This is a genomic window from Pseudomonas mosselii, assembly GCF_019823065.1.
In the GTDB taxonomy this organism is placed as follows: domain Bacteria; phylum Pseudomonadota; class Gammaproteobacteria; order Pseudomonadales; family Pseudomonadaceae; genus Aquipseudomonas; species Aquipseudomonas mosselii.
Genome location: NZ_CP081966.1, coordinates 38,486 through 63,888, shown reverse-complemented (window position 1 = coordinate 63,888; position 25,403 = coordinate 38,486). Strand labels below are relative to the sequence as shown.

Sequence of the window (25,403 nt, the reverse complement as noted above, 5' to 3'; positions counted from 1 at the left end):
CAGGCCGAAGATAACGGGGGGGTGATAGGAAAATTACAATTTCGTCATCTACCTGTTGTTCGGGCCTTCGCACCGCGTGTTTGCCATCTCCGTTGCTTGTAACGAAATCATCGTGTCGGGTTTGGTTTCCCAGTATTTTCGGGCATTACAGGACATTCTTACGGAATTGTAATTTTCTAGCCACCCCTCTGATAGCTACCGCTCATTAGAGTGCCATCACCTAATCAAGTGGGGCTTGGCAGCTGTTTCGGCGTTCTCGCCAAGCTTTATCGAAGTTTGTGCACGAGGACCATCAAAGTGCCCCGGTATAACCGCAATGTCTTACCCAAGACCCCCGTCTCGCCCTGGAAGATCGCTGCACTCTGTGCAGTCATCTCTGGGTTGATGGCGCCTGCAGCCCTTGCCCAAAGCATCAGCTTGCCCCAGGCGCTTTCGACGGCCATGGATGCCAACCCAGACCTGGCCGCGGCCAGGCAAGAAATTGGGATCGCTGATGGTGCTCGCAAGCAGGCCGGGCTTATCCCCAACCCCACAATCTCGTATGACGTGGAAGACACCCGTCGTAACACCAGCCAGACGACTGTCTCTCTCAGCCAGACCCTTGAGCTGGGCGGTAAGCGGGGGGCTCGTGTTGACGTCGCCACATACGGGCAGACCGCCGCACAGCTTGAGTTAGACCGTCGCGTTAACGGCCTGCGTGCAGATGTCGTCCAAGCCTTTTACGCCGCGTTGCGGGCCCAGACAGGTCTCGACCTGGCCAAGCAATCTCTCGAACTGACTGAGCGCGGTCTTCGCATCGTCGATGGCCGTGTTCGCGCAGGTAAGTCGTCCCCAGTGGAGGCGACCCGCGCTCAAGTGCAACTGGCCGAAGCCCAGCTGCAAGTTCGACGTGCAGAAACGGAAAAAGCGACCGCTTACCAACAGCTCGCTCAAATTACCGGGAGCTCAGTCACCGTGTTTGATCGACTCGAATCGCCAACCCTCTCCCCGGGCTTGCCACCTCGCACTGAAGATCTGCTGGCTAAGCTCGACCAAACAGCAGAAATGCGTCAGGCCGTGGTGCAGATAGACAAGAGCGATGCCTCGCTCGGCTCAGAGAAAGCTCAGCGTATCCCGAACCTTACTGTCAGTGTAGGTAGCCAGTACGACCGCTCTGTGCGCGAGCGGGTCAACACTGTGGGCCTGTCTATGCCTTTGCCGCTGTTCGATCGTAACCAGGGCAACATTCTTTCCGCTTCTCGTCGTGCAGATCAGGCCCGGGACCAGCGCAATGCTGTTGAGCTGCGCCTGCGCACCGAAACCCAAACCGCGTTGAACCAATGGTCCACCGCCATGCAGGAGGTCGAGTCCTACGACAAGACCATTCTGCCTTCAGCCCAACAAGCCGTAGAGACCGCAACCCGCGGCTTCGAGATGGGCAAATTCGGTTTCATCGAAGTGCTGGATGCCCAGCGCACCTTGATCGTCGCTCGTGGCCAATACCTCGAATCGTTGGCAGCGGCGACCAATGCGCGTGCGCAGGTGGAAAGGGTTTATGGCGAAGTCGGCTCAACCGCCGGCACTCGCTGAACGGGCCAAACATTTTCTTCGGCACACAGCCTTGAACAAGCCGGTGCCTACGATCAGCAGGAGTAGCAATGGATAACAAACGCAAGATCGCCCTCGCGGTAGCCGCTGTGGCAGCCCTCGGATTTGGCAGCCTTGCCTGGAACAACAGTTCCGGACAGCAGGCCGCCAGTACTGCCGAGCATGGCGCTAACGATGGCCATGGCGACGAAAAGAAAGCCGCATCTGCCGCCAAAGAGGAAGGTGATGAGGGCCATGGTGAAGAAGGCCACAGCGAAGAGGGCGGTGAAGAAGAGGGCAAGCTGACGCTCAGCGCTGAACAGATCAAGGCCGCTGGTGTTGCCCTGGAAGCTGCAGCGCCTCGTGACCTCGGTACCGTCGTGAGCTTCCCTGGCGAAATTCGCTTCGACGAAGATCGTACTGCCCACGTGGTTCCTCGTGTTCCTGGCGTTGTTGAGGCTGTCCAGGCCAACCTGGGCGAGACGGTCAAGAAAGGGCAAGTCCTCGCGGTAATCGCCAGCCAGCAGATCTCTGACCTGCGCAGCGAACAACAGGCCGCACAGCGTCGCGTCGAACTGGCGCGTGTGACCTTCGAACGTGAGAAGCAACTGTGGCAGGACAAGATCTCTGCAGAGCAAGACTACCTCCAAGCACGCCAAGCGCTGCAAGAAGCGGAGATCTCCTTGGCCAACGCCAAGCAGAAGGTCGGCGCAATCGGTGCCTCGGTTAACTCCGTTGGCGGTAATCGTTACGAGCTCCGCGCTCCCTTCGACGCCGTGGTAGTGGAGAAACACCTGACCGTCGGCGAAGTCGTCAGCGAGGCGACCAACGCCTTCATCCTTTCCGACCTGAATCAGGTCTGGGCGACCTTCGCAGTTCCGCCGACAGATCTGGGCAAGGTCACGACTGGCCGTGCAGTGAAAGTCTCTTCGCCTGACATGAACGTCGAGGTCGAAGGGAAGGTGGGTTATGTCGGCAGCCTGCTGGGCGAGCAAAACCGTGCAGCTACTGTCCGCGTCACCTTGACCAACCCCAACGGCGCCTGGCGTCCAGGCCTGTTCGTAAACATTGCGGTCACCTTCCAGACCGATCGAGTTGCCGTAGCGGTCCCTGAGCACGCTGTGCAGACCGTTGAAGACAAACCTTCGGTATTCGTACGCACCCCAGATGGCTTTGACACCCGCCCGGTAAAACTGGGTCGCCGCGACAATGGGTACGTGGAAATCATCGACGGTATTGAAGCCGGCGCCCAGGTAGCAACCAGTGGCAGCTTCACACTCAAGTCCGAGCTCGGCAAAGCTTCTGCCGAACACGGTCACTGATGCGAACTGACAGGATGATTTCTCATGTTTGAACGTATCATCAGATTCGCCATCGAGCAGCGCATCGTAGTAATGATCGCCGTTCTGATCATGGCGGGTATCGGTATCTACAGCTATCAAAAGCTGCCCATCGATGCGGTACCCGATATCACCAACGTCCAGGTGCAGATCAACACTGCAGCGCCTGGTTACTCGCCCTTGGAAACCGAACAACGGATCACGTTTCCAGTTGAAACGGCCATGGCCGGTCTCCCGGGCCTTCAGCAGACCCGTTCCCTGTCTCGCTCTGGCCTGTCTCAGGTCACCGTGATCTTCAAGGATGGCACTGACATCTTCTTTGCCCGCCAGTTGATCAACGAGCGGCTGCAGGTTGCGAAGGAACAGCTGCCAGAAGGTGTAGAGGCCGTCATGGGTCCGGTATCTACCGGCCTCGGCGAGATCTTCCTGTGGACTGTTGAAGCCGAAGATGGCGCGGTCAAAGAGGACGGTACGCCGTACACCCCGACCGACCTGCGCGTGATCCAGGACTGGATCATCAAGCCTCAGCTGCGTAACGTCCCGGGTGTGGCCGAGATCAATACCATCGGCGGTTATGCCAAGCAGTTCCTGGTTGCGCCGGATCCAAAGCGCCTGGCTACCTACAAGCTGACACTCAATGACCTGGTCGCAGCGTTGGAAAGTAACAACGCCAACGTCGGTGCCGGCTACATCGAGCGTAATGGTGAACAGTTGCTCATCCGTGCACCGGGTCAGGTAGGCAATATCGAAGACATCGCCAACATCGTGATCACCAGTGTGGATGGTGCACCGATTCGCATCAGCAGCGTTGCTGACGTCAGCATCGGTAAAGAGCTCCGTACAGGTGCTGCTACTGAGAACGGCCGCGAAGTCGTGCTCGGTACCGTGTTCATGCTGATTGGTGAAAACAGCCGCACCGTATCTCAAGCTGTCGCCGCCAAATTGGCGGACATCAACCGCACCCTGCCAAAGGGCGTGGTGGCTGTGACTGTTTACGACCGTACCAACCTGGTTGAAAAAGCCATCGCGACGGTGAAGAAGAACCTGGTGGAAGGCGCGATCCTGGTTATCGCCATTCTGTTCCTGTTCCTCGGCAACATCCGTGCGGCTCTGATCACCGCGATGGTGATTCCGCTGTCCATGCTGTTCACCTTCACAGGCATGTTCAACAACAAGGTCAGTGCCAACTTAATGAGTTTGGGGGCACTCGACTTCGGCATCATCGTCGACGGTGCCGTGGTTATTGTAGAAAACGCGATCCGTCGACTGGCTCATGCGCAACATAAGCATGGCCGCATGCTCACCAAAACCGAACGCTTCCACGAGGTCTTTGCCGCGGCGCGAGAAGCTCGCCGGCCGCTGATCTTCGGTCAGCTGATCATCATGGTGGTGTACCTGCCGATCTTCGCCCTCACCGGCGTCGAAGGCAAAATGTTCCACCCGATGGCCTTCACCGTTGTGATGGCGCTGCTGGGTGCAATGGTCCTGTCCGTTACCTTTGTTCCTGCAGCTATTGCCATGTTCGTCACTGGCAAGGTGAAGGAAGAGGAAGGCGTGGTCATGCGCACAGCTCGACTGCGCTATGAACCGGTTCTGCAATGGGTGCTGGGACATCGGAACATCGCTTTCTCGGCCGCAGTAGCCTTGGTCGTGCTCAGTGGTTTGCTGGCAAGTCGTATGGGTAGCGAGTTCATCCCAAGCCTCAGTGAGGGTGACTTTGCGATGCAGGCCATGCGTGTGCCTGGAACGAGCCTCACTCAATCTGTCGAGATGCAGCAGCGTCTGGAGAAAGCGGTGATTGCGCAGGTGCCTGAAGTTGAGCGGATGTTCGCACGCTCGGGTACCGCAGAAATTGCATCTGACCCGATGCCGCCGAACGCCTCTGACGCCTACATCATGCTCAAGCCTCAGGATCAGTGGCCTAACCCGAAGAAGCCTCGTGATGAGCTGATTGCTGAAGTGCAGAAGGCCGCAGCGGGTGTTCCAGGAAGCAACTACGAGTTGTCGCAGCCAATCCAACTGCGTTTCAACGAGCTGATTTCGGGCGTGCGTAGTGACGTCGCTGTGAAAGTCTTCGGCGATGACATGGACGTGCTCAACAACACCGCCAACAAGATCGCGGCAGCGCTCAAAGCGGTCCCGGGCTCATCGGAAGTGAAAGTTGAGCAGACATCCGGCCTGCCGGTGCTGACCATCAACATTGACCGCGAAAAAGCAGCACGCTACGGCCTGAACATCGCGGATGTTCAGAACTCGATCGCTATCGCCGTGGGTGGCCGTCAGGCCGGCACGCTGTATGAGGGCGACCGTCGGTTCGACATGGTAGTACGCCTACCAGAGACCGTTCGCACCGACGTAGCGGGTATGTCCAGCTTGCTGATCCCGGTACCTGCCAATGCGGCACAGGGTGCCAATCAGATCGGCTTCATCCCGCTGTCCCAGGTCGCCAATCTGGACCTGCAACTGGGCCCGAACCAAATCAGCCGCGAGAACGGCAAACGTCTGGTTATCGTCAGCGCCAACGTTCGAGGCCGCGATCTGGGGTCCTTCGTTGAGGAGGCGACCGCATCGCTGGACAAGAAGGTGCAAATCCCTGCGGGCTACTGGACGACTTGGGGGGGCCAGTTCGAGCAGCTGCAGTCGGCTGCCAAACGCCTGCAGATCGTTGTTCCAGTCGCCTTGCTGCTGGTCATGACCTTGTTGTTCCTGATGTTCAACAACCTGAAGGACGGCATGCTGGTCTTCACCGGTATTCCATTCGCACTCACCGGTGGTGTTGTGGCGTTGTGGCTGCGGGACATCCCACTGTCGATCTCGGCAGGTGTCGGCTTCATTGCACTGTCCGGCGTTGCAGTACTGAACGGCCTGGTGATGATTGCCTTCATCCGCGGGCTAAGGGAGGAGGGACGAACGCTCAGACAGGCAGTCGATGAAGGTGCATTGACCCGTCTGCGACCTGTTCTGATGACAGCCTTGGTAGCGTCCCTGGGCTTCATCCCGATGGCTTTGGCCACCGGCACCGGTGCCGAAGTTCAGCGGCCATTGGCGACGGTGGTGATTGGCGGGATCCTGTCCTCCACCGCACTGACCTTGCTGGTACTGCCTGCCCTGTATCACTGGGCACACCGCAAGGATGAAGACGGCGACGAGGCCGAAGTGGTTAGCTAACAGCCTCCGCTAAAGAGAAGCCCACAACACGTGTTGTGGGCTTTTTTGTTTAAAGTGAAGTAGATGCACTTACCTTTCAAAATTGTAAGTTTCTCGTCATGCCGGTGATGCCTATGCATTGCTAAGGTTACGCCCGAGAAGTTTTGAAATTGAGAGGGTTTTATGAAAAAGCTAATTATCGCTGCTGCACTTGTTGTTTTCTCGGTGGCTTCGCAGGCCAACACTTTCTCCGAGAGCAAGCAGCTTCAATACACCAAGGAACACCAGACCGCAGTGGCCAAGTACGCGGAGAAAAATGGCAAGCCAATGCCAGAGATTCAGGATTACAAATATGGCATGAAGATAGACGTTGCGAAATTCGTACGTCAGTCGCAGGACCCCCGTACCTGCCAGGTCTATCCACGGTTGATGACCTTCGAGGACTCCCAGGGCACGCTCAAGACTGTTCGTTACTCGATGTATTCGCAATGCATCAACAACAAGTAGTAAACGATTTGAACAGAACAATTAGAGAATTCATAAATGCCAGGCAGTGCCTGGCATTTTTTATTACGCCCGATACCCCATAGCTTCGAAATGTTAACGCCTGGGCTCGGGCAAACCGTGCAATAGATCTTAGCCAACCAACAGAGACGGCTCCCCAACTGCAGAGGGCAATTGGAAGCCTTGACCCCAGAAGGGACGAGTTATGAAGAGTTTGCTTGAACGCCCTGATGACCAAGCCGGGCATGAAGGTCATAGCCATGAGCATGGCGGCATTTTTGGAATGAACACAGAGCTGATTTTCGCGCTGATCTGTGGTGCTCTCCTGGGTGCCGGAGCTCTCGCAGGAAAACTTGGCCTGATTGATCGTCTGCCTCTGATTCTGTACGTGTCGGCCTACGTGTTCGGTGGATGGTTCACCACTAAGGAAGCGGTTACCAACATCCGTCAGAAACGCTTCGAGATCGACTCGCTGATGCTTCTCGCCGCAGTCGGTGCCGCGAGCATCGGCGCCTGGGCGGAGGGGGCTCTGCTGCTGTTCCTGTTCAGTCTGGGGCATTCCCTTGAAAGCTACGCGATGGGGCGGGCCAAGAAAGCGATTGAGGCACTGTCCAAGCTCGCACCAGCCACCGCGATCGTACGCAGAGCAAATGGCACGGTGGAGATGCCCGTGGAGCTGCTGGTTCCCGGTGACGTTGTCATCGTGCGCCCCAATGACCGCCTGCCGGCCGATGGTTTTGTAGTCGTAGGCTCCTCAAGTATCAACCAGGCGCCAGTAACCGGTGAGAGCGTCCCCGTGGACAAGCAACCTGTTCCTGATGCCGAACTCGCACGCAGCAAGCCAGATGCAGTGGATGCAGCCTCGAAAGTCTTCGCCGGTACCATCAATGGCGAAACGCTCATCGAGGTTGAGGTAACCCGGCGCTCTACGGAGAGTACCTTGGCGCGGGTCATCAAGATGGTCAGTGAAGCCGAAGTCAGGAAGTCACCGACCCAGCGATTCACGGACCGCTTCCAACGCATATTCGTCCCGTTGGTTTTACTGCTGGTAGTCGGGCTGCTATTTGCCGGCATTTTCCTTGACGAGCCGTTCCGTGACTCGTTCTACCGGGCGATGGCCGTACTGGTTGCAGCCAGCCCCTGCGCGCTCGCGATCGCTACACCAAGCGCCATTCTCTCTGGCATCGCCAGGGCAGCCCGAGGTGGCGTGCTGATCAAGGGCGGTGCGCCACTTGAAGAGCTTGGATCATTGAATGCCATGGCATTCGACAAGACCGGTACCCTGACCGAAGGGCGCCCACGTATCACCGATGTAATACCCATAGGCGGCACGCAGATCGAGGATCTGCTAAACGTCGCCATCGCTGTGGAGTCGATGAGCGACCATCCGCTGGCTGCGGCAATTGTGCGTGACGGTGAAGAGATGATTGGCACACGGCGCCGATTCCAAGCCAAGAACATGAGCAACATGATTGGCCGCGGCGTGCGTGCTGAGCTTGATGGGCAGTTCGTCTGGATTGGCAAGGTCGAGATGTTCGGTACCAATGGTATTCCCGCACTCAGCAAGGCAGCCCTGGAGGCTGCGGAGCGTCTACGTCAGTCAGGCCGTACCACCATGGTGGTACGGCGTGCTGACAAGGATCTGGGCGCTATCGGGCTATTGGACACACCCCGGGAGGGGGCCAAAGAGGCACTCCAGAAGCTTAGAGAGATGGGCATCGAACGCATGGTCATGATTTCTGGAGACCACAACCGCGTTGCAGAGGCTGTAGCCAAACAAGTTGGCTTAGATGAAGCGTGGGGAGACCTGATGCCGGAAGACAAGGTCAAGGCCATCAAAAACCTGCGCCTTAGCGCCAAGGTGGCCATGGTGGGTGACGGCGTCAATGATGCCCCTGCCATGGCCAGTTCGAGCGTTGGTATCGCAATGGGGGCTGCTGGATCTGATGTTGCCCTGGAAACGGCTGATATCGCGCTTATGGCTGACGACATCAGGCAACTCCCATTTGCGGTGGGGCTGAGCCGTCACACGCGATCGATCATCCACCAGAATCTGTTCGTCAGCTTGGGGATTGTGGCCATCCTGGTTCCGTCCACCATCATGGGCTTGAGCATTGGTGCCGCTGTTGCGATCCATGAGGGCTCCACACTGTTGGTCGTCTTCAACGCCTTGCGCCTGTTGGCCTACCGCAGAAGCACCTGATCCCTGAGCTTCAATCATGAAGCTAAGCAGGGAAATGACCTGAAGTAGAAGTACGGGTCGTGCGCGATCAGCGCACGACCCGTACTTTTCTCTCACTCGTCGATCCCGATGCGCTTGAGGCTTTCAAGGGCCTTTCCGCACTCAGGTGAGCCATGCCGTAAGCCGCAGGCCAATGCAGCTTTGAGGCTCATGACACCGGCTACGAAACCGACTTGATTGCCGACTCCGTGTCCGTCCGCAAATCCCTGATCATACGCAATCTCGACAAGCGCATTGATCGCCGCCAGGGTGTCCTGTTTGTTTTTACTCTTTTGCATATCTACTCCGCGAGCATTCAGCTCATATCGCTCGGTTAGGTGGCGGCGCCTTCAGGTTTGGGGTGAGCGAATCCCGCTCCCATAGCCAATCCCTAACGGGGGGCTCAGCCCGCCACCGTAAGGAAAATCAGCTATTGAGAGCAGATGACTCGTTTTGGTCACCCGTGCTGCTCGCCTCACCGCATTGGCACTGAGTGGGTACATCCGGGTAGTCGCTGTGATTCTCAATGAACAGCGTTCGGCAGGTTTCGCACCCATAGATCCGGGGCAGGGATTTAAGGCCGCTCGGAAGCACGTCACTCAGAGGCTCGTTATGCCAAGGAGCCCCGTCAAGGATTCTTGAACGCAGGATGTTTCCCAGGCGCCAGGTGTCACTTTGTGCGCGCCAGGACCACATCGGCGCAGAAAGCGAATACTGGATGAAGGTCTCTTGTGACTGCCTGGATAGCGGGTACTTGGGGCGGGTCCAGCCGGAATCGATGATGCTGAACCCCATGCCCATTTCTGCGCTCGGGTGGGTCTTTTCACCAAAGAAACGGTCATGCGTCGCTGGAGCCGTCGCATGATGGTCAGTCGGTGGGAATACCCACAGATAACACTCATCCCGGTTGACCATGCTGATGAGCTCGCTTGGCCCCCGCATGGGGGAATTTGCAGCCAGGGCGAAGCGATCCTTCCACGACATTTTGGGAGGCGGCGCAATACCAGCAGCGATGGCCAACGTGGCAGTCTTGGGGACGAAGCGATCGCCTAGCTCGTTCAGATCCAGGTTCTTGCAGAGAGCCTTGAAGGCCTTTTTGCGAGTCTTCGAGCTGAAGGAGGGGTCAAGGAGCAGGCGAACCTGGTTCACGCCGATTCCCGCAGTTCGTAGCACCTCAATGACTTCTTCAGCCACACCGACTGCTTGAAGATCGGTCAATCCTAAGCACGTTTTCGCCCGCTCGACCGCCGCGTAGAGGTTGTACTGCCGTGTCTCGTTGTCACGACAGACCTGAATTGGCAGCTTGTCTTGGATGGCAACTTGCGGTGCAACGGAGCCGATGGCCGCGTGGAACAGCTGGTGGAGGTGCAGATGAGAGTACGGGCGGCCAGAAGCCGAGAACGAGGCGTGCAGCTGAGCAGCGAGAGGTTGAAGCAGCTTTTTTGCAGACATGACTATCCCCTAATGAGCGACGTTGGGGTAGCTGCGCTTGTAGGGCCGTTAGACGCGAAGCTGGACGTCGAATCAGGTTCAATCATGAATAGGAGTCAGGTTTGATTTGCTTGCACGGCCACCATGCAAAGCCCGACGCGGCAATCACATCAGATTCGCCGAGCTTTGGCAAGAGCGGTCATCGGTAAGCGAAAGCAGGTAGGAGGAGGGCGCTCCATGCTTGATCACCTCCAGAAACAGGAAAGCCGGAAGCACGTTGAGCGCTTCCGGCTTTCTCACGTCAGACTGATGAGAGGGATCAGAAGACGTATTGCAGGCGGGTCACGATGGCATTGCCGCTGTCGTCGCCCACGGTGTTCTCGTTGTTGTCGGTGCGCACGTTGATGTAGTTGGCACTGACTTTCACCGCCTCGTTGACGTACCAGTTCACACCCACCGTGTGGCTCTTGGCCTTGCGCTCGTTCGATTGGTCCGCCGCGGTGACCAGGTTGCCGTCTTCGACCTTGATATCGTCAAAGCGGTAGAAGACTTCCCAGGCCCCCAGTTCCTTGTTCTCTGGTTTGATAGTGTCGAACTTGGCACCATCGAGCTTGTAGATACGCGGCTCGCCGGTCAGGGTGTAAGCCATCTGGGCGTAGTAACCGGAGGCCTTCATGTCGTTGTTGGCCTGGTCAGCTTTCAGCTTGCGGCGAAGGTATTCCGCTTGAACCGAGAACGGGCCGGTGGCCCAGGCACCTTCGAGACCCCAGACCGAGTCGTCCTTCCACAGGCCATCTTGTGCAGCAGCACCGCCAAACAGCATGCGGTTGCCGTTGGTGCCGGCATCGCCGCCGCCATTGGTATCTACACCGCGGACGCCCAGACGCGAACGAATCCGGGTATCGACCGCACTGTTTTTGAGGTCGCGGTAAGCGTACTGAGCACCGACGTGCAGGACGTTGCCATCACTGTGCAGCGGTGCGAACACGCCACGTACGTTGTAGCGCTTGGTGCTGTCGCCATCCGAGTTGTTATTGGTTTCGCTGAAAACGCTACCGGAAACATAAGCCATGTCAGCGATGGTGCTGGTGGCTTGAACACCCATGCCGGCGTTGTCGTTGATCCAGTCCGCCAGGTCGTACGAGAGGTTCCGCTCCATGGCGGTGGTCCACTTCGAACTGGTGGCTTTCTCAAGACCGAAGTCGGTGTAGAAACGGCCAAAGCGCAGTTGCACCGGCTTGAAACCCGTGTAGGTCAGGCTGGCTTCGTCGAAGTAGCCGTCGGAGTCGTTGCCCGTGTTGCGGGAAAGGTCGTAGTTGAGCTGATACTTCCAGTCGCGGTACAGCACGCCACCGAGCTCAAGGTAGGCGCGACGGAAGTAGCCTGCGTCAGCGGTATCGCCATTCTTGGTGAAGACACCATCGAAACGGCCGTAGTCGGCCTGAACTCGGCCGCCCAGTTTGAAACTGAATTCCTTGTCAGAAGTCGATACTTCAAGACCGCCCTTGGTCTTCAGAACGATGTCAGCTCCGTCAGTGGTTACTGTTCCGGAGAATGCTTGCGAGGAAAATGTGCCTATTATTGCGGCAGCCAACAGCTTTTCCCGCATGTTCGAAGAACGGATCATTGCTTGCCTCTCGTATGTTAAGTGCTTAGCTACCGACGTTATATTTCGCCCTGCGCCGGCCTAAATTTATCTTGCAGATGGGAGCAGGCCACGGTTGTCACCCGCTGTAACAAGATGCCTTTGTTCTAAGCACTCTGACTAGGTTGCAAGCGAATATGACAGTTGTGTTTCTGTAGTGTTAACGGAGGAGTTTGAAACCTAACAAAACTGTTACCGAACAAGCCAGTCCTTCTTATCAAAAAAGCTCTTCTTGATCAATCTTCGAATTTCCAAAACCTGCGGATTGCGGACAAGCTTCGTTTTGATAACAAGATAGACATCTTTCTCCTCCAGGTCGTCCAGGAAACCCGGCACGGGTAGGATATTTCTCTCCAGTTTTCGGCTGTAGTCGGGCAGCACTCCAATACACGCACCGCCAACGACAAGGCCTCGTGATAGGTTGTAGCTCTTGACCCGAGTGGTACCGCCCTGATGCTCAGCCATTATCGATGCCCACTTTCGTGAGCCCGCCAAGATCTCTTCATCCCAAGGGACAACGAGCATGAAGTTGTGCAAATCCAAGCTCTCCACTGGAAGGGTGACGCTTCTTGAATAGCGGCTGGAAATGAACAGGGCGTGCCCAATCCGGCCAAGCCTTTCAAACCTATACGTAGGATGGCGATCAAGCGCGCCTTTATCATCTGGGCTCACCAAAGCGATACCCACATCGACTTCACACTCAGAAAGCATCTGCGTTGTGCATTCTGAATGGATTTCCAGCTGCATTTCGGCATGATCACGCACGTAGGCGACTAGATCGCGGTTTACGATGTCGTTCAGCACTGGCTCTGTGATCGCGATGGTAAGCCTGGGGACTTCCTTTTCACCGGACTTGCCAAGGCCGTCTGGGCCGAAGAGCTGGCACAGGTAATGGCTGACCCTCTCGCCTGTGCGGGTCAGGGCAAGCTTGTTGTGTTTGTAGACAAACACGGGAGCACCAATGTGCTCTTCCAGTTTCTCCAAGCGTTTCCGCAGGCCTACCACTGGCACATTGAGCCCTCGGGCAGCCTGTTTGAAACTGGCACAACGTGCTGTTGCGAAAAACTCTACGGCCAGCTGATCATCAATTGGCAAATCATCCAATATGTCAGGGCTGTAAGGAACAACGCTGCTTGTATATGTTTCATTTTGTGTAACCATTAGGTCCCCCTTAATTCGGGGAATCTATCTCAATGCCACCCGGTGTTTCCTTATCTTGTCAACATTGTAATCCACGGGTCATGCATGCGTTATCGGAAGGCTTTTATTTCGAAAGCGTAATTTTCAGGCAATCCCTCTGATATTGTAGCGTGCTAGCCTAGTGCGCCGACTTGTTACTTACCATATATAGATTCGGCTAATTACGCATTTACATTTAGCTCACTATTTTTTCACCTTTGCCTCCATAGGCTTTGGGCATGGAAAATCAAACCCCACCTCTTACTACCTTACTGATTCGTTATCTGGGGATCGGCTTCATAGCAACGGGAGTCCATTATGCGGTGTTCCTATTGCTGGTTACGACAGAATTCGTTACTCCGTTACTGGCCAGTATCTGTGGCGGCATGGTTGGCGCAATCGCGAGCTTCATTGGAAATAGGGCGCTCTGTTTTGTGGCAGATGGCTCTCGTAAGTTTCAGCCTGTCAGGTTTGCACTGGTCGCGTTAACCACAAACTTCGGCAATGGCGTGGGTATGTGGTTCCTCATCAAGTCGAATCTGTCACCGCTCATCTCCCAAGTCGTAGTGACCTTAAGCCTCACTGCACTTGGATTCATTGCACATCGTTTTTGGACATTCAATCATGCAGACATTACATCGCTTTCCCGAGCGCCCTGATCCCTTGTTAACCATCGTGGTCCCTTGCTTCCAGGAAGAGGAAACCATCCCCGAGTTCCACCAGCGAATCACCCGCGTGGTGAAGCGCTTACCCGTCTCCTGCGAAATCCTCTATGTCGACGACGGCAGTAATGACCGGACGGCCGACATTCTTCGCCACTATCAGGATGGGTCATCTGTACGTTGCCTGTCCCTGAGTCGCAACTTCGGCAAAGAGGCTGCACTGAGCGCCGGGATAGACCATGCCCGTGGCAGTGCGCTGATCTTCATTGATGTCGACCTGCAGGATCCACCAGAGCTCATCGCGGCCATGGTGGACTACTGGCAACGCGGCTACGACGTGGTGAACATGCAGCGCAACCTGAGAATCGGTGATTCGTGGTTCAAGCGCATGAGTGCCCGGGCTTACTACTGGGTCATGCAGCGCCTGGTGGAGAAGGTGGACATGCCGGCCGATGTCAGCGATTTCCGATTGATTGGGCCTGCGCCGCTGGCAGCCCTGCGGGCCCTGGATGAACGCTCCAGGATTCTCAAAGGCATGATCGGCTGGGTAGGCTTTCGTACCATCGAACTCCCCTACAATCGCACTGTTCGCCATGCCGGGAGCACCAAATGGAATGCAGCTGGCCTGTTCAATCTGGCCATCGAGAGCATCGTCAGCTTCTCTCGCAAACCACTGCGCATTTTCAGCCTCATCAGTTTCGGTCTTTTCGTCTCCAGCATCTGCTACATGCTTGCGTCGCTTGTGGCAGGCAGTTTCGACATCCATCACCTGATCGTCGGAATGGCTTCATTCATGTGCGTCGGTGTCGCCATGGTGGGGGAGTACCTGGGCGTGACACTCGCGGAAGTGAAGCGCCGGCCTCTCTATTTCCTGAAGCACAGCAACAAGGCAGATCCCGTGTCACTCCACCCTTCGATGGCTTCGATCGAGGGTAAGAAATGCTGAACCTGAAGAACGAGAGGACGCTGTGGTGGGTCCTGGGTTCGATTTTGCTATTGCGTTTGGTGGGGCTGGGCATCTACCCGCTGATGGACACATCTGAGGCCCGTTACGCTGAAATGGCTCGCAAGATGGTCGAGTTGAATGACTGGATCACGCCCATGTTCGACTACGGGGTACCGTTCTGGGGCAAGCCTCCGTTGTCCTTCTGGACCCAGGCCGCGAGCATGACGGTCTTCGGCGTTAACGAGTTCGCTGCGCGCTTCCCAGCGTGGCTACTCCACCTGGCAAGCTGTTTCATCATCATCAAACTCGGCACGCAGCAGATTTCTCGTAACGCCGGCATCTGGGCTGCCATTATTTTTTCCAGCACCACACTTGGCCTGGTCTCCAGCGGTGTTGTGCTGACTGACCCTGTTTTGTCGTTCTCGATTCTGCTGGCCAGCTACGGTTTCTGGCGTTGGATGAAGTGCGCCAGCAAGGCGGATGCCTACCTGATGTTCGCAGGTCTCGGGCTGGGCTTGCTTGCCAAAGGGCCGCTGACCCTGGTGCTTATGGGGGCGCCGGCATTCGCCTGGTTCGTTATCTACAAGGAATGGGGACGGGTACTGAGGCTTCCCTGGATTAGCGGCCTTGTACTCATGTTCGGTATATCCGTGCCATGGTATGTCGCGGCCGAGATGAAAACGCCCGGCTTCATGGAGTACTTCTTCGTTGGTGAGCACTGGAGCCGCTACGTCGTCAGTAACTGGGCAGGGGACCTCTATGGTAGTGCTCATGCCAAGCCGTACGGCAGCATCTGGATCCAGCTCGGATTGTCGCTACTGCCATGGGCCTTGTTTCTACCACTGTTGATCCGCAAGCGTGGATCGATGCAGCGCTTCAAAGCCTACCTCTGGCTGTGGGCCTTGGCGACACCGGTCTTCTTCACATTTGCAGGCAACATTCTGTGGACCTACCTGCTACCCGCGCTGCCAGCGTGGGCATTGCTGCTGTCTGCACGGGTCAGCGAAGTTGGCCCGAAGACCACCTGGGCTGCCGCTGCGAGCGCATTGGTGTTGCCAATCATCGGTGCGGGCATCATCTACGCCGGGGTACTAGAGGAGCGCCCTCAGAATCAGCGGGATGTGGTTCAAGCCTGGCTCAATGTGCAGTCTGCTCATTCCGCTCCCCTGATCTATCCTGGCCGCCGCTCATACTCGTCGGAGTTTTACAGCAGCGGGAAGTCCGAGAACATCAAGGATCCTGCCAAGTGGCCGCGGGATGGCTCGTTCTATCTGTCCAGGCGCTTGCGAGACAGCAAGGATGGTCTGCCCGCTGATCTAGCTTGCACATCGATCACCGAAGCGAACGCCAGCCAGCTCCTGCTGTGCCATTGGAAACGCCCCGCACAAGGTGCCGAGGGTCTGGCCGGAGAAAGCAATGCGGAAACGCCTCGCAAGAACGAAGGCTAAATTCCAAGCACAAAAAAGCCAGGTTTTACCCTGGCTTTTTTGTCGATTTCTTTCGTCATTTGAAGTCCTATTTAACCGCCGATTAATTGTCGGCTTGTTCCTTACCATCCTTGCTTTCTTTCTTTTGCTCTTGAGCGACTTGTTGTTTGTTCTGGTCCGAAGAGTCATCGCTCCATAGGCGAGCCTGTTCGGTTCGGAAGTTCTCGTTGAACTGTTTCGTTCGCTCGAAGCCGCCTTCAGCGTAAGCGGTACCCATGAGACCCAGCAGCAGGCTGCCAATAGCGATAGATTTGACAAATTTCATTGTGAACCTCGGTTCATACTAGGCCAACCTGATTAGCGGCCTTTGTTGGTTTGTAGTTTAGGAACGCGAAGCTAACGACAAGGTGAGTCAATAATTACAATTCCGTAATTTTGGCTGCAGATAGGATGCGTTAAATCTTCAAATCTGGAAGGATCATGTCTATCTCGGCACTGTCGAGGGCGACTTCGAATTTTCTCTTAAATTACAATTTTGATATCTAGCGCGTTAATTCAGCGCGGCGTTGTTGGCCGCCCTAGGAGATAGCCATGAATGACATAGAGCCCTGGGCAGTTGCTATCGGTGACTTTCGCCGCTGCACTGAAAAACTCACTGTCCAGCTCGATGAGCTGACCTCGCAGACGCGCACCTCCAGCGCTGTTCTGGAGAGGTCGAACGAACTGGTGGAGCAGGTGGACGCTGTCGGCCGGCAGATTCAGGAGGAGGTGCGAAAGGCGGAGAAGGCTTGGTCGAACGCGGAGGAGGTTGCCTTGCGCGCCGCTGCATCAGCGTATTCAGCTGCATGCCGCGGAGTCGACACCGCCATCCAGCCACTGATCTCGGAGCTTACAGCAGCGACAAAGGCGGCGGACGCCTCTATCCAGGAGCTCAAGCGGGCACCGGTGCTGGCCAAGCGTTATGTGATGGTGGTCGCCACGGCGTTCTTCATTCTGGCGCTGATCTGTGTCTACTCGACCATGCGCCTGATCGATGCCGCCGGCAGCGTAAGTGCTCAAGAGAAAGTGAATGCTCAGTACTTCTCACACCTGTGGAAAAACGCCAATCCTGACGAACAGAAGATTATTAAGTCGGTGATTCTGCGGTCGCCCATGGACCCTGTGGTCCTTCGGCACTGATGCATTGAGGCAAACAAAAGGCCCGTCGATTGACGGGCCTAATCGTGTCTGCGCAATTTAAGCGGCGGTCATTGCCGGCTGCATTTGCTGGGCTTCCGGAAAGTGAAGGTGGAACCAGGTGAAGTTTTCTTCGGTCACCTCCACGCTCGCCGATCCCTGGTGCAGACTCATGATCGACTGCACAATGGCCAAGCCAAGACCGGTACCGCCTTCGCTCCGTGCTCGGCTCTTGTCCACACGGTAGAACCGCTCAAACAAGTGCGCGTGGTGTTCCTTGGCAATACCACGGCCGGGGTTGCCGACACTCAACGTCGTACCGCTCGCACTATGCTGCACCTTAACGTAGACCGTGCGGCCGCGAGGGCAGTAACGGATCGCGTTCGAGACCAGATTCGAGACGGCACGTTGAACCATCAGGCGATTCCCGCGCACCACGTCATCACTGCCGGAGATCTGCAGCTGAATCTCGCCTTCTTCTGCTGAAATGCTGAAGAGCTCGCACACTCGCTGAACCTCGTCGACCAAGGAGACGGATTCGAACTCCACCATTGATGCTGGATGACTGACCTGGGCCAAGAACAGCATGTCGGAAACCATGCGGCTCATGCGGTCCAGCTCTTCTGTGCACGACTCCAGAACCTCCCGGTACTCGGAAAGCGATCGTTCTCTGGTCAAGGCAACCTGGGCCTTGCCCATCAGGTTGGAAAGCGGTGCTCGAAGTTCGTGAGCAAGGTCGTCAGAAAACTGCGAGAGCTGCTGAACCCCATCATCCAGGCGAGCCAGCATGATGTTGATGCCGTCGGCGAGCATTTTGAGTTCTGCCGGCATCCCATCAGTTGGAAGGCGATGGTCGAGGCTCTCGGTTGAGATTTTCGAGGCGATCTTGAGGAACTTGGTCAGTGGTAGCAGGCCTCTGCGCACAGTCCACCAGCCAATGGCCAAGATCAGTGCGAGGATGACGGGGGACATCATCAAGGCCCAGGTCAGCAACGCATCGAGCAGCGCCTCACTGGATGACTGGTCCATGGTCATATAGACGCTGACCTCTGTTCCATCGCCCAAACGCATGATTCGAGAAGCACTCAGCAGAGGACGGTCCTGCGTATCACGCCATTCGTGCTCTTTGGGCTGGGCCGCCGGCTGAAACTTGTGCACCTCCAGATTGACCTGTTTCGAGCCAATCGAGAGCAGGGGAGTCTGATTCTGTGAGGTATCGAATATGCTCACATACAGGTTGTTGTGGCCCATGACCAAATCGACAAGCTGATGCGCATCCGCGTTGACGCCGGAGATGTCCGGGATGGTGGACAGGTTGTGAGCCATCCCCGCCATCTTTACTTCCAGGTCTGCTCTGGCATTTCTTTCCAGAGCCTTGCCTACCATCAGATAGCCAAAGGTGGCGAACAGAAGCAGCAACGCTGCGCTCATCAACCCAACTTTTAACCCCAGCTTTGCAGCCAGGCTGAATGGCCTCATGCGCGTTCCTCAAAAACGTACCCAACGCCACGAAGCGTGTGAATGAGCTTGGTTTCAAACGGGTCATCGATCTTCGAGCGCAAGCGCCGGATGGCTACATCGATGACATTGGTGTCGCAATCGAAATTCATATCCCAGACCAACGAGATGATCTGAGAGCGAGTCAGCGCTTCGCCCGTTCGGCTCATGAGCAGGTGCAGAAGCGCAAATTCCTTGGTGGTGAGATCGATGCGTGTGCCACCGCGGAAGACGCGATGGCGGACGGAGTCGAGTTCCAGATCGGCAATTTTCAGCGAGCTCTTCTCGACTAACTCATCACCACGGCGTTGCAGCGAACGGATGCGAGCAAGCAGCTCAGGGAATTCGAATGGCTTCACAAGGTAGTCATCCGCGCCGCCGTCCAAGCCCTTGAGCTTGTCATTGATGCGTCCGCGGGCGGTCAGCATGATGATGCGGACCCGGCTGGTCTTACGGATGGTTTCCAGCAGGTCCCAGCCGTCGATACCCGGGAGGTTCACGTCCAGGAGGACCAACGAATAGACATTAGTGTTGAACAAGTGCAGAGCATCTACACCGTTGTGCACGATATCTACGACATACCCGCTTTCGGATAGGCCCTGCTGAAGATATTCGGCAGTTTTAATTTCGTCTTCCACAACTAGAACGCGCATAACTTATCTCAAGGTGTGAGGAAGGAGTTGGCCTAATCCGCCAAGATTATGGTTGCAGGCTGTTCGAAAGTTTGGCTGAGGGTATGGCATGTGGTAGTCGCTACCTCTGTCCATACGCCGGGTCACCTGAGGACGCTTGAATCTTAACGCGAAGAAGCTGGCCGCGGCGAAATCCTACAAATTTGTAATGTAGCCGCAAGATTTCTGACAGTCATGCAGGCTCCACCCCTAAGCATAGCGGATTCTGGGGCCTGCGGCGGTGTATGACAGATTCGCCTGGCAGGTGGAATCGGCCAGGACAGGCAGCATTTCGGTCGTTAGCTTGCAAGGACTGGTACTGGCCTTGGATCGAGGGCGCCACGCAGGCAGACCCCATGCACGGCCGCAAACCGCAGCGCCTTTCTGCAAATTAGTTCACGTGGCGGCTCGATATTCTCTCGAATAATTATCTTACAATCTATTACATGTCCAAATTGTAATTGCCCGATCATCTTGGTGTTAGCCTCCTTTGCTAGTTTAAGGGCAGCGGAAGAGGCATCGCTGCTTTGGAAATTGTCTCATTTCAAAGCAGCTTGGCAAGAGCACCGAGCAGTTGTTCGCGCCAGTGCATTCACCTGTAAACCATACGCTCCTTTGGTAGGTGAATTTTAGCGCCCCCCTACGGGCGCTTTTTTATTAAGGGACTTCTTATGAACACTACTGTATCAGCGATCGCCGTGTTTTTGCTCTTTACATCACTAACAGCCAATGCCCAAAGCGGTATGGAGATCAATAAACGCATCGAGCGTACTGCTAGAGAGGCTACAGCGGATTATGCTCAACGCGTAAAAAAGCCCATGCCTCAACTAGAAGACTACGCCTATGGCATGGACCTGGACGTTGGTAAGTTGGTGTATGTATCACCCAGTGTGCGGTACTGCGGTAATGTAAGAAGCATGATGACCTACGAAGACTCGAAAGGCGAACTGCACATGGTTCGCTACCTGGTGAAGGGCGAGTGTGTTAATAGCCGTTAAGACTCATCAAGATGATCCCTGCGGCCACCGGATCATAGAAGCTCAATGCCGAACCGGCGCAGCAGTATGGCGAAGCCTCCGAAGCTGGCCATTGTGATGAGGATGCTGCTGATCAGTGTCGGCCAAAAGCCGAGCTTAGGTAGCAGCAATGGAAAAGCAATAAACATCGGTAGGGTCGGAAGCACGTACCAGAACGTGTACCAAGCATGGTTGGAGATCTTCTCCATGCTCTGGTTCTCTAAATAGAGCCAGACCAACGTCACGACCGTGACCAAGGGTAGGGCGGCGACCAAGCCGCCCAGCTTGTCGCTGCGTTTCGCCAGCTCTGACACGAGAATCACTATACCGGCAGTGAGTAGGTACTTCGTGATGATCCAGGCCATCGCTGAGCCTTCTGGAGGTTGTTGACGAGGGCAGGCGAAGCCATTCACCAACCCCCTTGAAGCGCTCCTGCCGTTTACGGCATCCCTCACCGCATTTTTTTTGCAACATCACCCTCAGCCAGGAGGGTGATGTGTTTGCATGGTGTTTACCGATCGGTCAGTGCGAGGGTGAGGGAACGCTCTCGTGGAAAGCTGCCCGCTCGATCTGGATGGTGCAGTGATGGATTTCGAATGCATCGCTGACAGCATCCACGACGGCCGCCAACACAGCATCCCCATCTGCAGAATCCCGAACCACTACGTGCGACGTCATCACGTTACTGCCACTGCTGACAGCCCACACGTGCAAGTCATGAACGTCCGTCACGCCATCTACTCCGAGGATGGTGGCCTCGATTGCCGTAACGTCGAGCCCCCTCGGGACACCCTCCATGAGGATCCCCAGGCTTTCGCGAAGCAACTGCCACGTCCGCGGCAGAACCCAAAGGCCGATCGCCACAGCGACAATCGTGTCGACCCAGGTCCAGCCGGTGAAGCGGATGATAAGTGCCGCGATGATTACGCCAAGCGAGCCGAGCATGTCGCTCCAAACTTCGAGGTAGGCTCCTTTGACGTTGAGGCTTTCGTTGCTCGCAGATGCCAGAAGGCGCATCGAAATTAGGTTGATGATCAGGCCGGCGATTGCGATCCACATCATCGCTCCGGTAGCGATCTCCGCCGGCATGAAGAAGCGCTGGTAGGCCTCATACAAGATGTACATCGCCACCAGGAAGAGCAGCACGGCGTTGAACGTCGAAGCCAGAATTTCCAGGCGCGCATAGCCGAAGGTTCTTTTCTGATCCGCCGGCCGCTTGGCTATCTGAAGTGCAATCAGTGAGATCGCCAAGGCGGCAGTATCTGTGAACATGTGAGATGCGTCCGACAGCAGCGCCAGGCTGCCGGTAATCCACGCACCGATCACTTCTGCAATCATGAAGCTGCCAGTCAAGCCGAGCGCCATGATTAGCTTCTTCTGATGCCCCTCGCGTACTGCAGCGCTGCCATGGTCATGATTTGAACCCACGTATTTCTCCTTGCGCAGGGTTGTGGTCTCGTTGGCCTTCCTGTCTACCTAGCCTTAGAGCGTCGCTTGGCCACAGTGACTGCAAAATCTTGCTCCTGCACTCAGCAGCGAGCCGCAGGCGGTGCAACCACTCGATAGCGGTGTTCCGCAGTTTAGACAAAAGCGTGCTGACGGATCGTTGGCCGTCCGGCACTGCCTGCAGCCCTGCAGATCTTTGATGGGGGCAGGAGTGGGAGGGCGCCCGCCGTCATACACCTGATTACCGCCGTCGCAGCCCTGCTGCCGGCCATGGCGATCATATTGCTCGGCCCCATGTCCCCCGCTGTGGTGCTTGCCTCCACCGTGGTTTCCACGGCCATGGTGCCCGCCCAGGATGTTTTTGAAAAAGCTCATGGTATTCGCCCCTCATTGATGGGTGACATATTAACGAGCAAAAGTTGAAAATAATATTCTGCTCGCGAGAAAGACTTGTAAGTTGAATTGAAAGTTCAAAATTAGCCTACGACAAAACGAAACCGTTTTGTTTGTGAAATTAAATTTATCTAGCTGAGCGGAGCATTGCTTTTGGTGGGTAGTATCCCCCTAATTTTGATCATAGCGTGATCAATGACAATCAAAACAGCAGTAATTGGATTTCTGTCAGCATTGTAATCCCGAGGTCATCGTGTCGTTATCAGGTCCCGGAAATAATGCGCTCAGCGAGATTCATTTCTCTTTTTATCCCTATGCCTCACACATACTAAGCGTCCCCAACGCCTAGGGGCCTAAGGCCTCTGACGCTCCGCACATTGCGCAATCGCTCAGCATCTGTCGACGGTTTGCCTTGTAGCTCCCGCTAACTCCATAGCTACCGCCATGGATAAGCAGCTTCCAGAGTTTGATAATGACACCTTCCAAATCCATTGTTCACACCCTGTTAAGCAAATGGATCTTTGCTATTCGCAATGCGCGGCAGAAAGGCATCAGTACTAATTTGCTAATCGGCCTGGTGACTTTTTGGTTACTGCTATTCGCGAACGCTGAGCTCTGGAACGTGCTCTGGAAGCTGGTATTCAAAACCGATGAAGTGAACTGGCAGCTAGCGGCTAGCCTCCCAGTCATAGTATTCGCATGGGTGTTTACCGTTCTGAGCTTGCTGTCATGGGGGCGGCTGGCCAAACCCATACTGTGCCTGGTACTGATCAGCGCGTCTTTTGCGAGTTACTTCATGAATGCCTACGGCATCGTGATCGATTACACAATGTTCACCAACGTTGTGGAGACCGACGTCGCTGAGGCAACCGAGCTGCTGAATTGGAAGCTCGGTCTTTGGGTCGCAATGGTTGGGGTGTTGCCCGTCTACCTGATTGCCCGGGTTCCCCTCCGGCGCAAGCCTTGGGCCAAAGCTTTGGTCAGCAGGTTCATTGCTCTGTCGCTCGCTCTGTTGACCTTATCTGGCATCGCGTTGAGTCAGTACCAGTCGTATGCCTCCTTGCTGCGCAACAATCGGGAGATCCGGCTGATTCTGGTACCTACCAACTTGTTTGCGGCTGGCCATGGGTACCTGAAGCGTCAGCTGGCCTCACCTAAAACGCTGACGGCCATTGGTACTGATGCGGTAGTTAATCGACAGGGTGCGGCTCGTAAACCCAGGCTGCTGGTACTGGCAGTAGGAGAGACCGCTCGCTCCGCCAACTTCTCCCTCAACGGCTACTCCCGTGAAACGAATCCGGAACTAGAAAAGCGAAATGTCATTAGCTTCACGAACGTGAGCTCCTGCGGTACCGCTACCGCGGTCTCGCTGCCATGCATGTTCCTGGACGTGGGTAAGGCCCAGTACAAAGATGGCTTGGCCAAGAGCCGAGAAGGGCTGCTCGACGTGCTTCAACGCGCTGGCATCAGTGTCATGTGGACTGACAACAACTCGGGGTGCAAAGGGGTCTGCGACAGGGTTCCCAACCACAAGGCTGCCTCTCACGCGGATTCCCAACTGTGCACCAGCGAGGAGTGTAAGGACGGGGTGCTGCTCACGGAGATGCAAGACTTCATCAAGCGCCAGGAAGGCGATGCTGTCCTGGTGCTCCACTACAAAGGCAGTCACGGCCCGGCCTACTACAAGCGCTACCCCTCGCAATTCAAGAAATTCGCACCGGTGTGCGAGACCAACGAGCTCGACAAATGTAAGCAGGAGGAGGTGGTCAATGCCTACGACAACTCAATCCTCTACACCGATTATGTGACTGCAAATCTCATCGATATCCTGGCGGCCAACACCAAGTTCGACACTGCGCTGATGTACGTTTCGGACCACGGCGAATCGCTGGGGGAGGGTGGGCTCTATCTACACGGGCTGCCTTACGCGATGGCTCCTGACGAGCAAACAAAGGTGCCGTTGGTACTTTGGATGTCTGACTCGCTCGCGAAGAGCGAAAAGGTCAACGTGGGTTGTTTGAAAGCTCAAACCACGTCACCGCTGAGCCACGACAACCTGTTCCACACCGTGCTCGGCATGATGAACGTCCAGACGTCTTCGTATCGCTCAGCGCTGGATTTCACTGCCCCTTGTAAGCCCTTTGTCGGAGGCTCTTATTCTGGCCTCTGAATGTTCGATGTGGACCGGATCATCGGCCAGGCGGTTCTGCACCAGCCTGCTTTGACAGCTGAGAGAAGCTGGACTAATTACATAGCTGCATTCAACAACCCAAGCGGAAAAGGAAGTTTTGCATGAGCATCAAGCCAGGCCCAAAGCGCACCAATGAAGATGGCACTCCGGACAAAAGGCAGCGAGTCACCCCTGAAAAGCAGAAGGACCATCCGGACCTGAAACCCCACAAGCACAAAAAGGGGGAGTAAGAAAAAAGCAGCTCTCGGGAGCTGCTTTTTTTTTGGGGCTGTGTGCAAACCCTCCCGACCGTCTCGCTGATCAATCGGACCGCGTCGTGAGTCTTCCGCTTGGCTTGATGGATTCTGAAGCTACCTCCGGATCGGTTATCCCTTCAGTGCGGACGACGAGACTGATATCCCAGAGCGTTGAGCTGATACTCGCTGACAGCCCGAAATTGTGATTCTGCGATTTGACGCAGGCGCTCAACCTCTTCGGCAGATGAGCCAGAAGCCTGCGCCTCGTGGTATTGCTTCATCGCATCCACTGCGTCGGTATACATGGGGTGGTCGGGGAGAAGAGCTGGTATCTTTTTCGTCATGTAGCGGCAGGTCCTCACTGGATAGTCGACGGTGGTTTACCTGCTTTGAGGAGCTGAAAATCAATGACCGCCTGATAGAGCGAATCTGCCAATAGGTGAAGACGCTGTACCTCAAGGTCTGGCAATCCAGCAGCCTCCGCTTCGTGGGCCTGTCGGATAGCTTCAAGCGCTTGCCTCATCAGTGGCTCACCAGCCTCGACCATTCCAATGAATGTGCGCTTCACAACATTTTGCTCCACTCAGCTGAAGATGAATTATAGGACACCGCGGCGTGGCAAGGCCCCGAGCAGCACAGGTGTTCGACGTCCGGCTGAACGAACCAATGAGGAGCGCGCTGGCCTGGGGAGTGGCCAGGGCGCGTGTCA

Annotated in this window: 24 protein-coding genes; 12 read left to right on the top strand and 12 right to left on the bottom strand. The window is 55.8% G+C overall.

What is annotated here, in order from left to right:
• Positions 1–297: 297 nt before the first annotated feature.
• The 5 genes from K5H97_RS00290 to K5H97_RS00270 all read left to right on the top strand — a co-directional run bounded on the left by K5H97_RS00290 (position 298) and on the right by K5H97_RS00270 (position 8,760).
• The gene (locus K5H97_RS00290) at positions 298–1,569 is read left to right on the top strand and encodes a TolC family protein (RefSeq protein WP_010951456.1); all 1,272 of its coding nucleotides are present in this window, start codon (positions 298–300) and stop codon (positions 1,567–1,569) included.
• Positions 1,570–1,637: 68 nt separating this feature from the next.
• Positions 1,638–2,888: an efflux RND transporter periplasmic adaptor subunit gene (locus K5H97_RS00285; protein WP_012269854.1), complete on the top strand. Its 1,251-nt coding sequence runs from the start codon at positions 1,638–1,640 to the stop codon at positions 2,886–2,888.
• Positions 2,889–2,912: 24 nt separating this feature from the next.
• Complete coding sequence (locus tag K5H97_RS00280) at positions 2,913–6,074, top strand: CusA/CzcA family heavy metal efflux RND transporter (RefSeq protein ID WP_010951454.1); 3,162 nt, start codon at positions 2,913–2,915, stop codon at positions 6,072–6,074.
• Between the two features lie 162 nt (positions 6,075–6,236).
• A complete protein-coding gene (locus K5H97_RS00275; protein ID WP_003253432.1) occupies positions 6,237–6,560 on the top strand; it encodes a DUF2790 domain-containing protein in 324 nt (107 codons plus the stop codon).
• Positions 6,561–6,762: 202 nt separating this feature from the next.
• Positions 6,763–8,760: a heavy metal translocating P-type ATPase gene (locus tag K5H97_RS00270; protein ID WP_010951452.1), complete on the top strand. Its 1,998-nt coding sequence runs from the start codon at positions 6,763–6,765 to the stop codon at positions 8,758–8,760.
• A gap of 92 nt (positions 8,761–8,852) precedes the next feature.
• On the opposite strand, the gene K5H97_RS00265 is transcribed toward K5H97_RS00270, so the two are convergent.
• From K5H97_RS00265 to K5H97_RS00250, 4 genes are all read right to left on the bottom strand, one after another.
• Positions 8,853–9,077, bottom strand: a complete 225-nt coding sequence (locus K5H97_RS00265; RefSeq protein WP_010951451.1) for a hypothetical protein — start codon at positions 9,075–9,077, stop codon at positions 8,853–8,855.
• A gap of 127 nt (positions 9,078–9,204) precedes the next feature.
• On the bottom strand, positions 9,205–10,230 hold the full coding sequence (locus tag K5H97_RS00260) for a hypothetical protein (protein ID WP_011953109.1): 1,026 nt from the start codon (positions 10,228–10,230) through the stop codon (positions 9,205–9,207).
• Positions 10,231–10,528: 298 nt separating this feature from the next.
• The gene (locus K5H97_RS00255; protein WP_009395904.1) at positions 10,529–11,836 is read right to left on the bottom strand and encodes an OprO/OprP family phosphate-selective porin; all 1,308 of its coding nucleotides are present in this window, start codon (positions 11,834–11,836) and stop codon (positions 10,529–10,531) included.
• Between the two features lie 210 nt (positions 11,837–12,046).
• A complete protein-coding gene (locus tag K5H97_RS00250; protein WP_011953108.1) occupies positions 12,047–13,015 on the bottom strand; it encodes a LysR family transcriptional regulator in 969 nt (322 codons plus the stop codon).
• 257 nt (positions 13,016–13,272) lie between these two features.
• Between K5H97_RS00250 and K5H97_RS00245 the strand changes: the two genes are divergently transcribed.
• The 3 genes from K5H97_RS00245 to K5H97_RS00235 are packed head-to-tail and all read left to right on the top strand — an operon-like array spanning position 13,273 to position 16,089.
• A complete protein-coding gene (locus tag K5H97_RS00245) occupies positions 13,273–13,692 on the top strand; it encodes a GtrA family protein (RefSeq protein ID WP_010951446.1) in 420 nt (139 codons plus the stop codon).
• A complete protein-coding gene (locus K5H97_RS00240; RefSeq protein ID WP_010951445.1) occupies positions 13,658–14,641 on the top strand; it encodes a glycosyltransferase family 2 protein in 984 nt (327 codons plus the stop codon). The genes K5H97_RS00245 and K5H97_RS00240 overlap by 35 nt, the downstream gene beginning before the upstream one ends.
• Complete coding sequence (locus K5H97_RS00235) at positions 14,635–16,089, top strand: phospholipid carrier-dependent glycosyltransferase (RefSeq protein ID WP_010951444.1); 1,455 nt, start codon at positions 14,635–14,637, stop codon at positions 16,087–16,089. The genes K5H97_RS00240 and K5H97_RS00235 overlap by 7 nt, the downstream gene beginning before the upstream one ends.
• 82 nt (positions 16,090–16,171) lie before the next feature.
• On the opposite strand, the gene K5H97_RS00230 is transcribed toward K5H97_RS00235, so the two are convergent.
• Complete coding sequence (locus K5H97_RS00230) at positions 16,172–16,393, bottom strand: hypothetical protein (protein ID WP_010951443.1); 222 nt, start codon at positions 16,391–16,393, stop codon at positions 16,172–16,174.
• Between the two features lie 266 nt (positions 16,394–16,659).
• On the opposite strand from K5H97_RS00230, the gene K5H97_RS00225 reads away from it, so the two are divergent.
• The gene (locus tag K5H97_RS00225; protein WP_010951442.1) at positions 16,660–17,247 is read left to right on the top strand and encodes a hypothetical protein; all 588 of its coding nucleotides are present in this window, start codon (positions 16,660–16,662) and stop codon (positions 17,245–17,247) included.
• 57 nt (positions 17,248–17,304) lie between these two features.
• Here the strand turns inward: K5H97_RS00225 and K5H97_RS00220 are convergent, their stop codons facing one another.
• Both K5H97_RS00220 and K5H97_RS00215 read right to left on the bottom strand, forming a co-directional pair.
• Positions 17,305–18,723: a heavy metal sensor histidine kinase gene (locus K5H97_RS00220; protein ID WP_011953107.1), complete on the bottom strand. Its 1,419-nt coding sequence runs from the start codon at positions 18,721–18,723 to the stop codon at positions 17,305–17,307.
• The gene (locus K5H97_RS00215; protein WP_003253457.1) at positions 18,720–19,394 is read right to left on the bottom strand and encodes a heavy metal response regulator transcription factor; all 675 of its coding nucleotides are present in this window, start codon (positions 19,392–19,394) and stop codon (positions 18,720–18,722) included. Before K5H97_RS00215 ends, K5H97_RS00220 begins: the two co-directional genes overlap by 4 nt.
• Before the next feature lie 689 nt (positions 19,395–20,083).
• Between K5H97_RS00215 and K5H97_RS00210 the strand changes: the two genes are divergently transcribed.
• Complete coding sequence (locus K5H97_RS00210; RefSeq protein WP_011953106.1) at positions 20,084–20,410, top strand: DUF2790 domain-containing protein; 327 nt, start codon at positions 20,084–20,086, stop codon at positions 20,408–20,410.
• A gap of 32 nt (positions 20,411–20,442) precedes the next feature.
• On the opposite strand, the gene K5H97_RS00205 is transcribed toward K5H97_RS00210, so the two are convergent.
• The 3 genes from K5H97_RS00205 to K5H97_RS00195 all read right to left on the bottom strand — a co-directional run bounded on the left by K5H97_RS00205 (position 20,443) and on the right by K5H97_RS00195 (position 22,249).
• Positions 20,443–20,793, bottom strand: a complete 351-nt coding sequence (locus tag K5H97_RS00205) for a DUF3147 family protein (protein ID WP_011953105.1) — start codon at positions 20,791–20,793, stop codon at positions 20,443–20,445.
• Between the two features lie 157 nt (positions 20,794–20,950).
• On the bottom strand, positions 20,951–21,856 hold the full coding sequence (locus K5H97_RS00200; RefSeq protein WP_010951438.1) for a cation diffusion facilitator family transporter: 906 nt from the start codon (positions 21,854–21,856) through the stop codon (positions 20,951–20,953).
• 54 nt (positions 21,857–21,910) lie between these two features.
• Entirely contained in the window at positions 21,911–22,249 is a 339-nt protein-coding gene (locus K5H97_RS00195) for a zinc ribbon domain-containing protein (protein WP_071890582.1), read from the bottom strand.
• A 490-nt stretch (positions 22,250–22,739) separates the two neighbouring features.
• Here K5H97_RS00195 and K5H97_RS00190 point away from each other — a divergent pair, with 490 nt between their 5' ends.
• Both K5H97_RS00190 and K5H97_RS29515 read left to right on the top strand, forming a co-directional pair.
• Positions 22,740–24,437, top strand: coding sequence for a phosphoethanolamine transferase (locus K5H97_RS00190; protein WP_003298414.1), 1,698 nt, complete (start codon positions 22,740–22,742; stop codon positions 24,435–24,437).
• Between the two features lie 122 nt (positions 24,438–24,559).
• Entirely contained in the window at positions 24,560–24,688 is a 129-nt protein-coding gene (locus K5H97_RS29515) for a hypothetical protein (protein ID WP_003253468.1), read from the top strand.
• A 143-nt stretch (positions 24,689–24,831) separates the two neighbouring features.
• Here the strand turns inward: K5H97_RS29515 and K5H97_RS00185 are convergent, their stop codons facing one another.
• Together K5H97_RS00185 and K5H97_RS00180 are read right to left on the bottom strand one after the other, a co-directional pair.
• The gene (locus K5H97_RS00185) at positions 24,832–25,038 is read right to left on the bottom strand and encodes a hypothetical protein (RefSeq protein ID WP_011953104.1); all 207 of its coding nucleotides are present in this window, start codon (positions 25,036–25,038) and stop codon (positions 24,832–24,834) included.
• A 14-nt stretch (positions 25,039–25,052) separates the two neighbouring features.
• Entirely contained in the window at positions 25,053–25,262 is a 210-nt protein-coding gene (locus tag K5H97_RS00180; protein WP_015268418.1) for a hypothetical protein, read from the bottom strand.
• Positions 25,263–25,403: the final 141 nt, after the last annotated feature.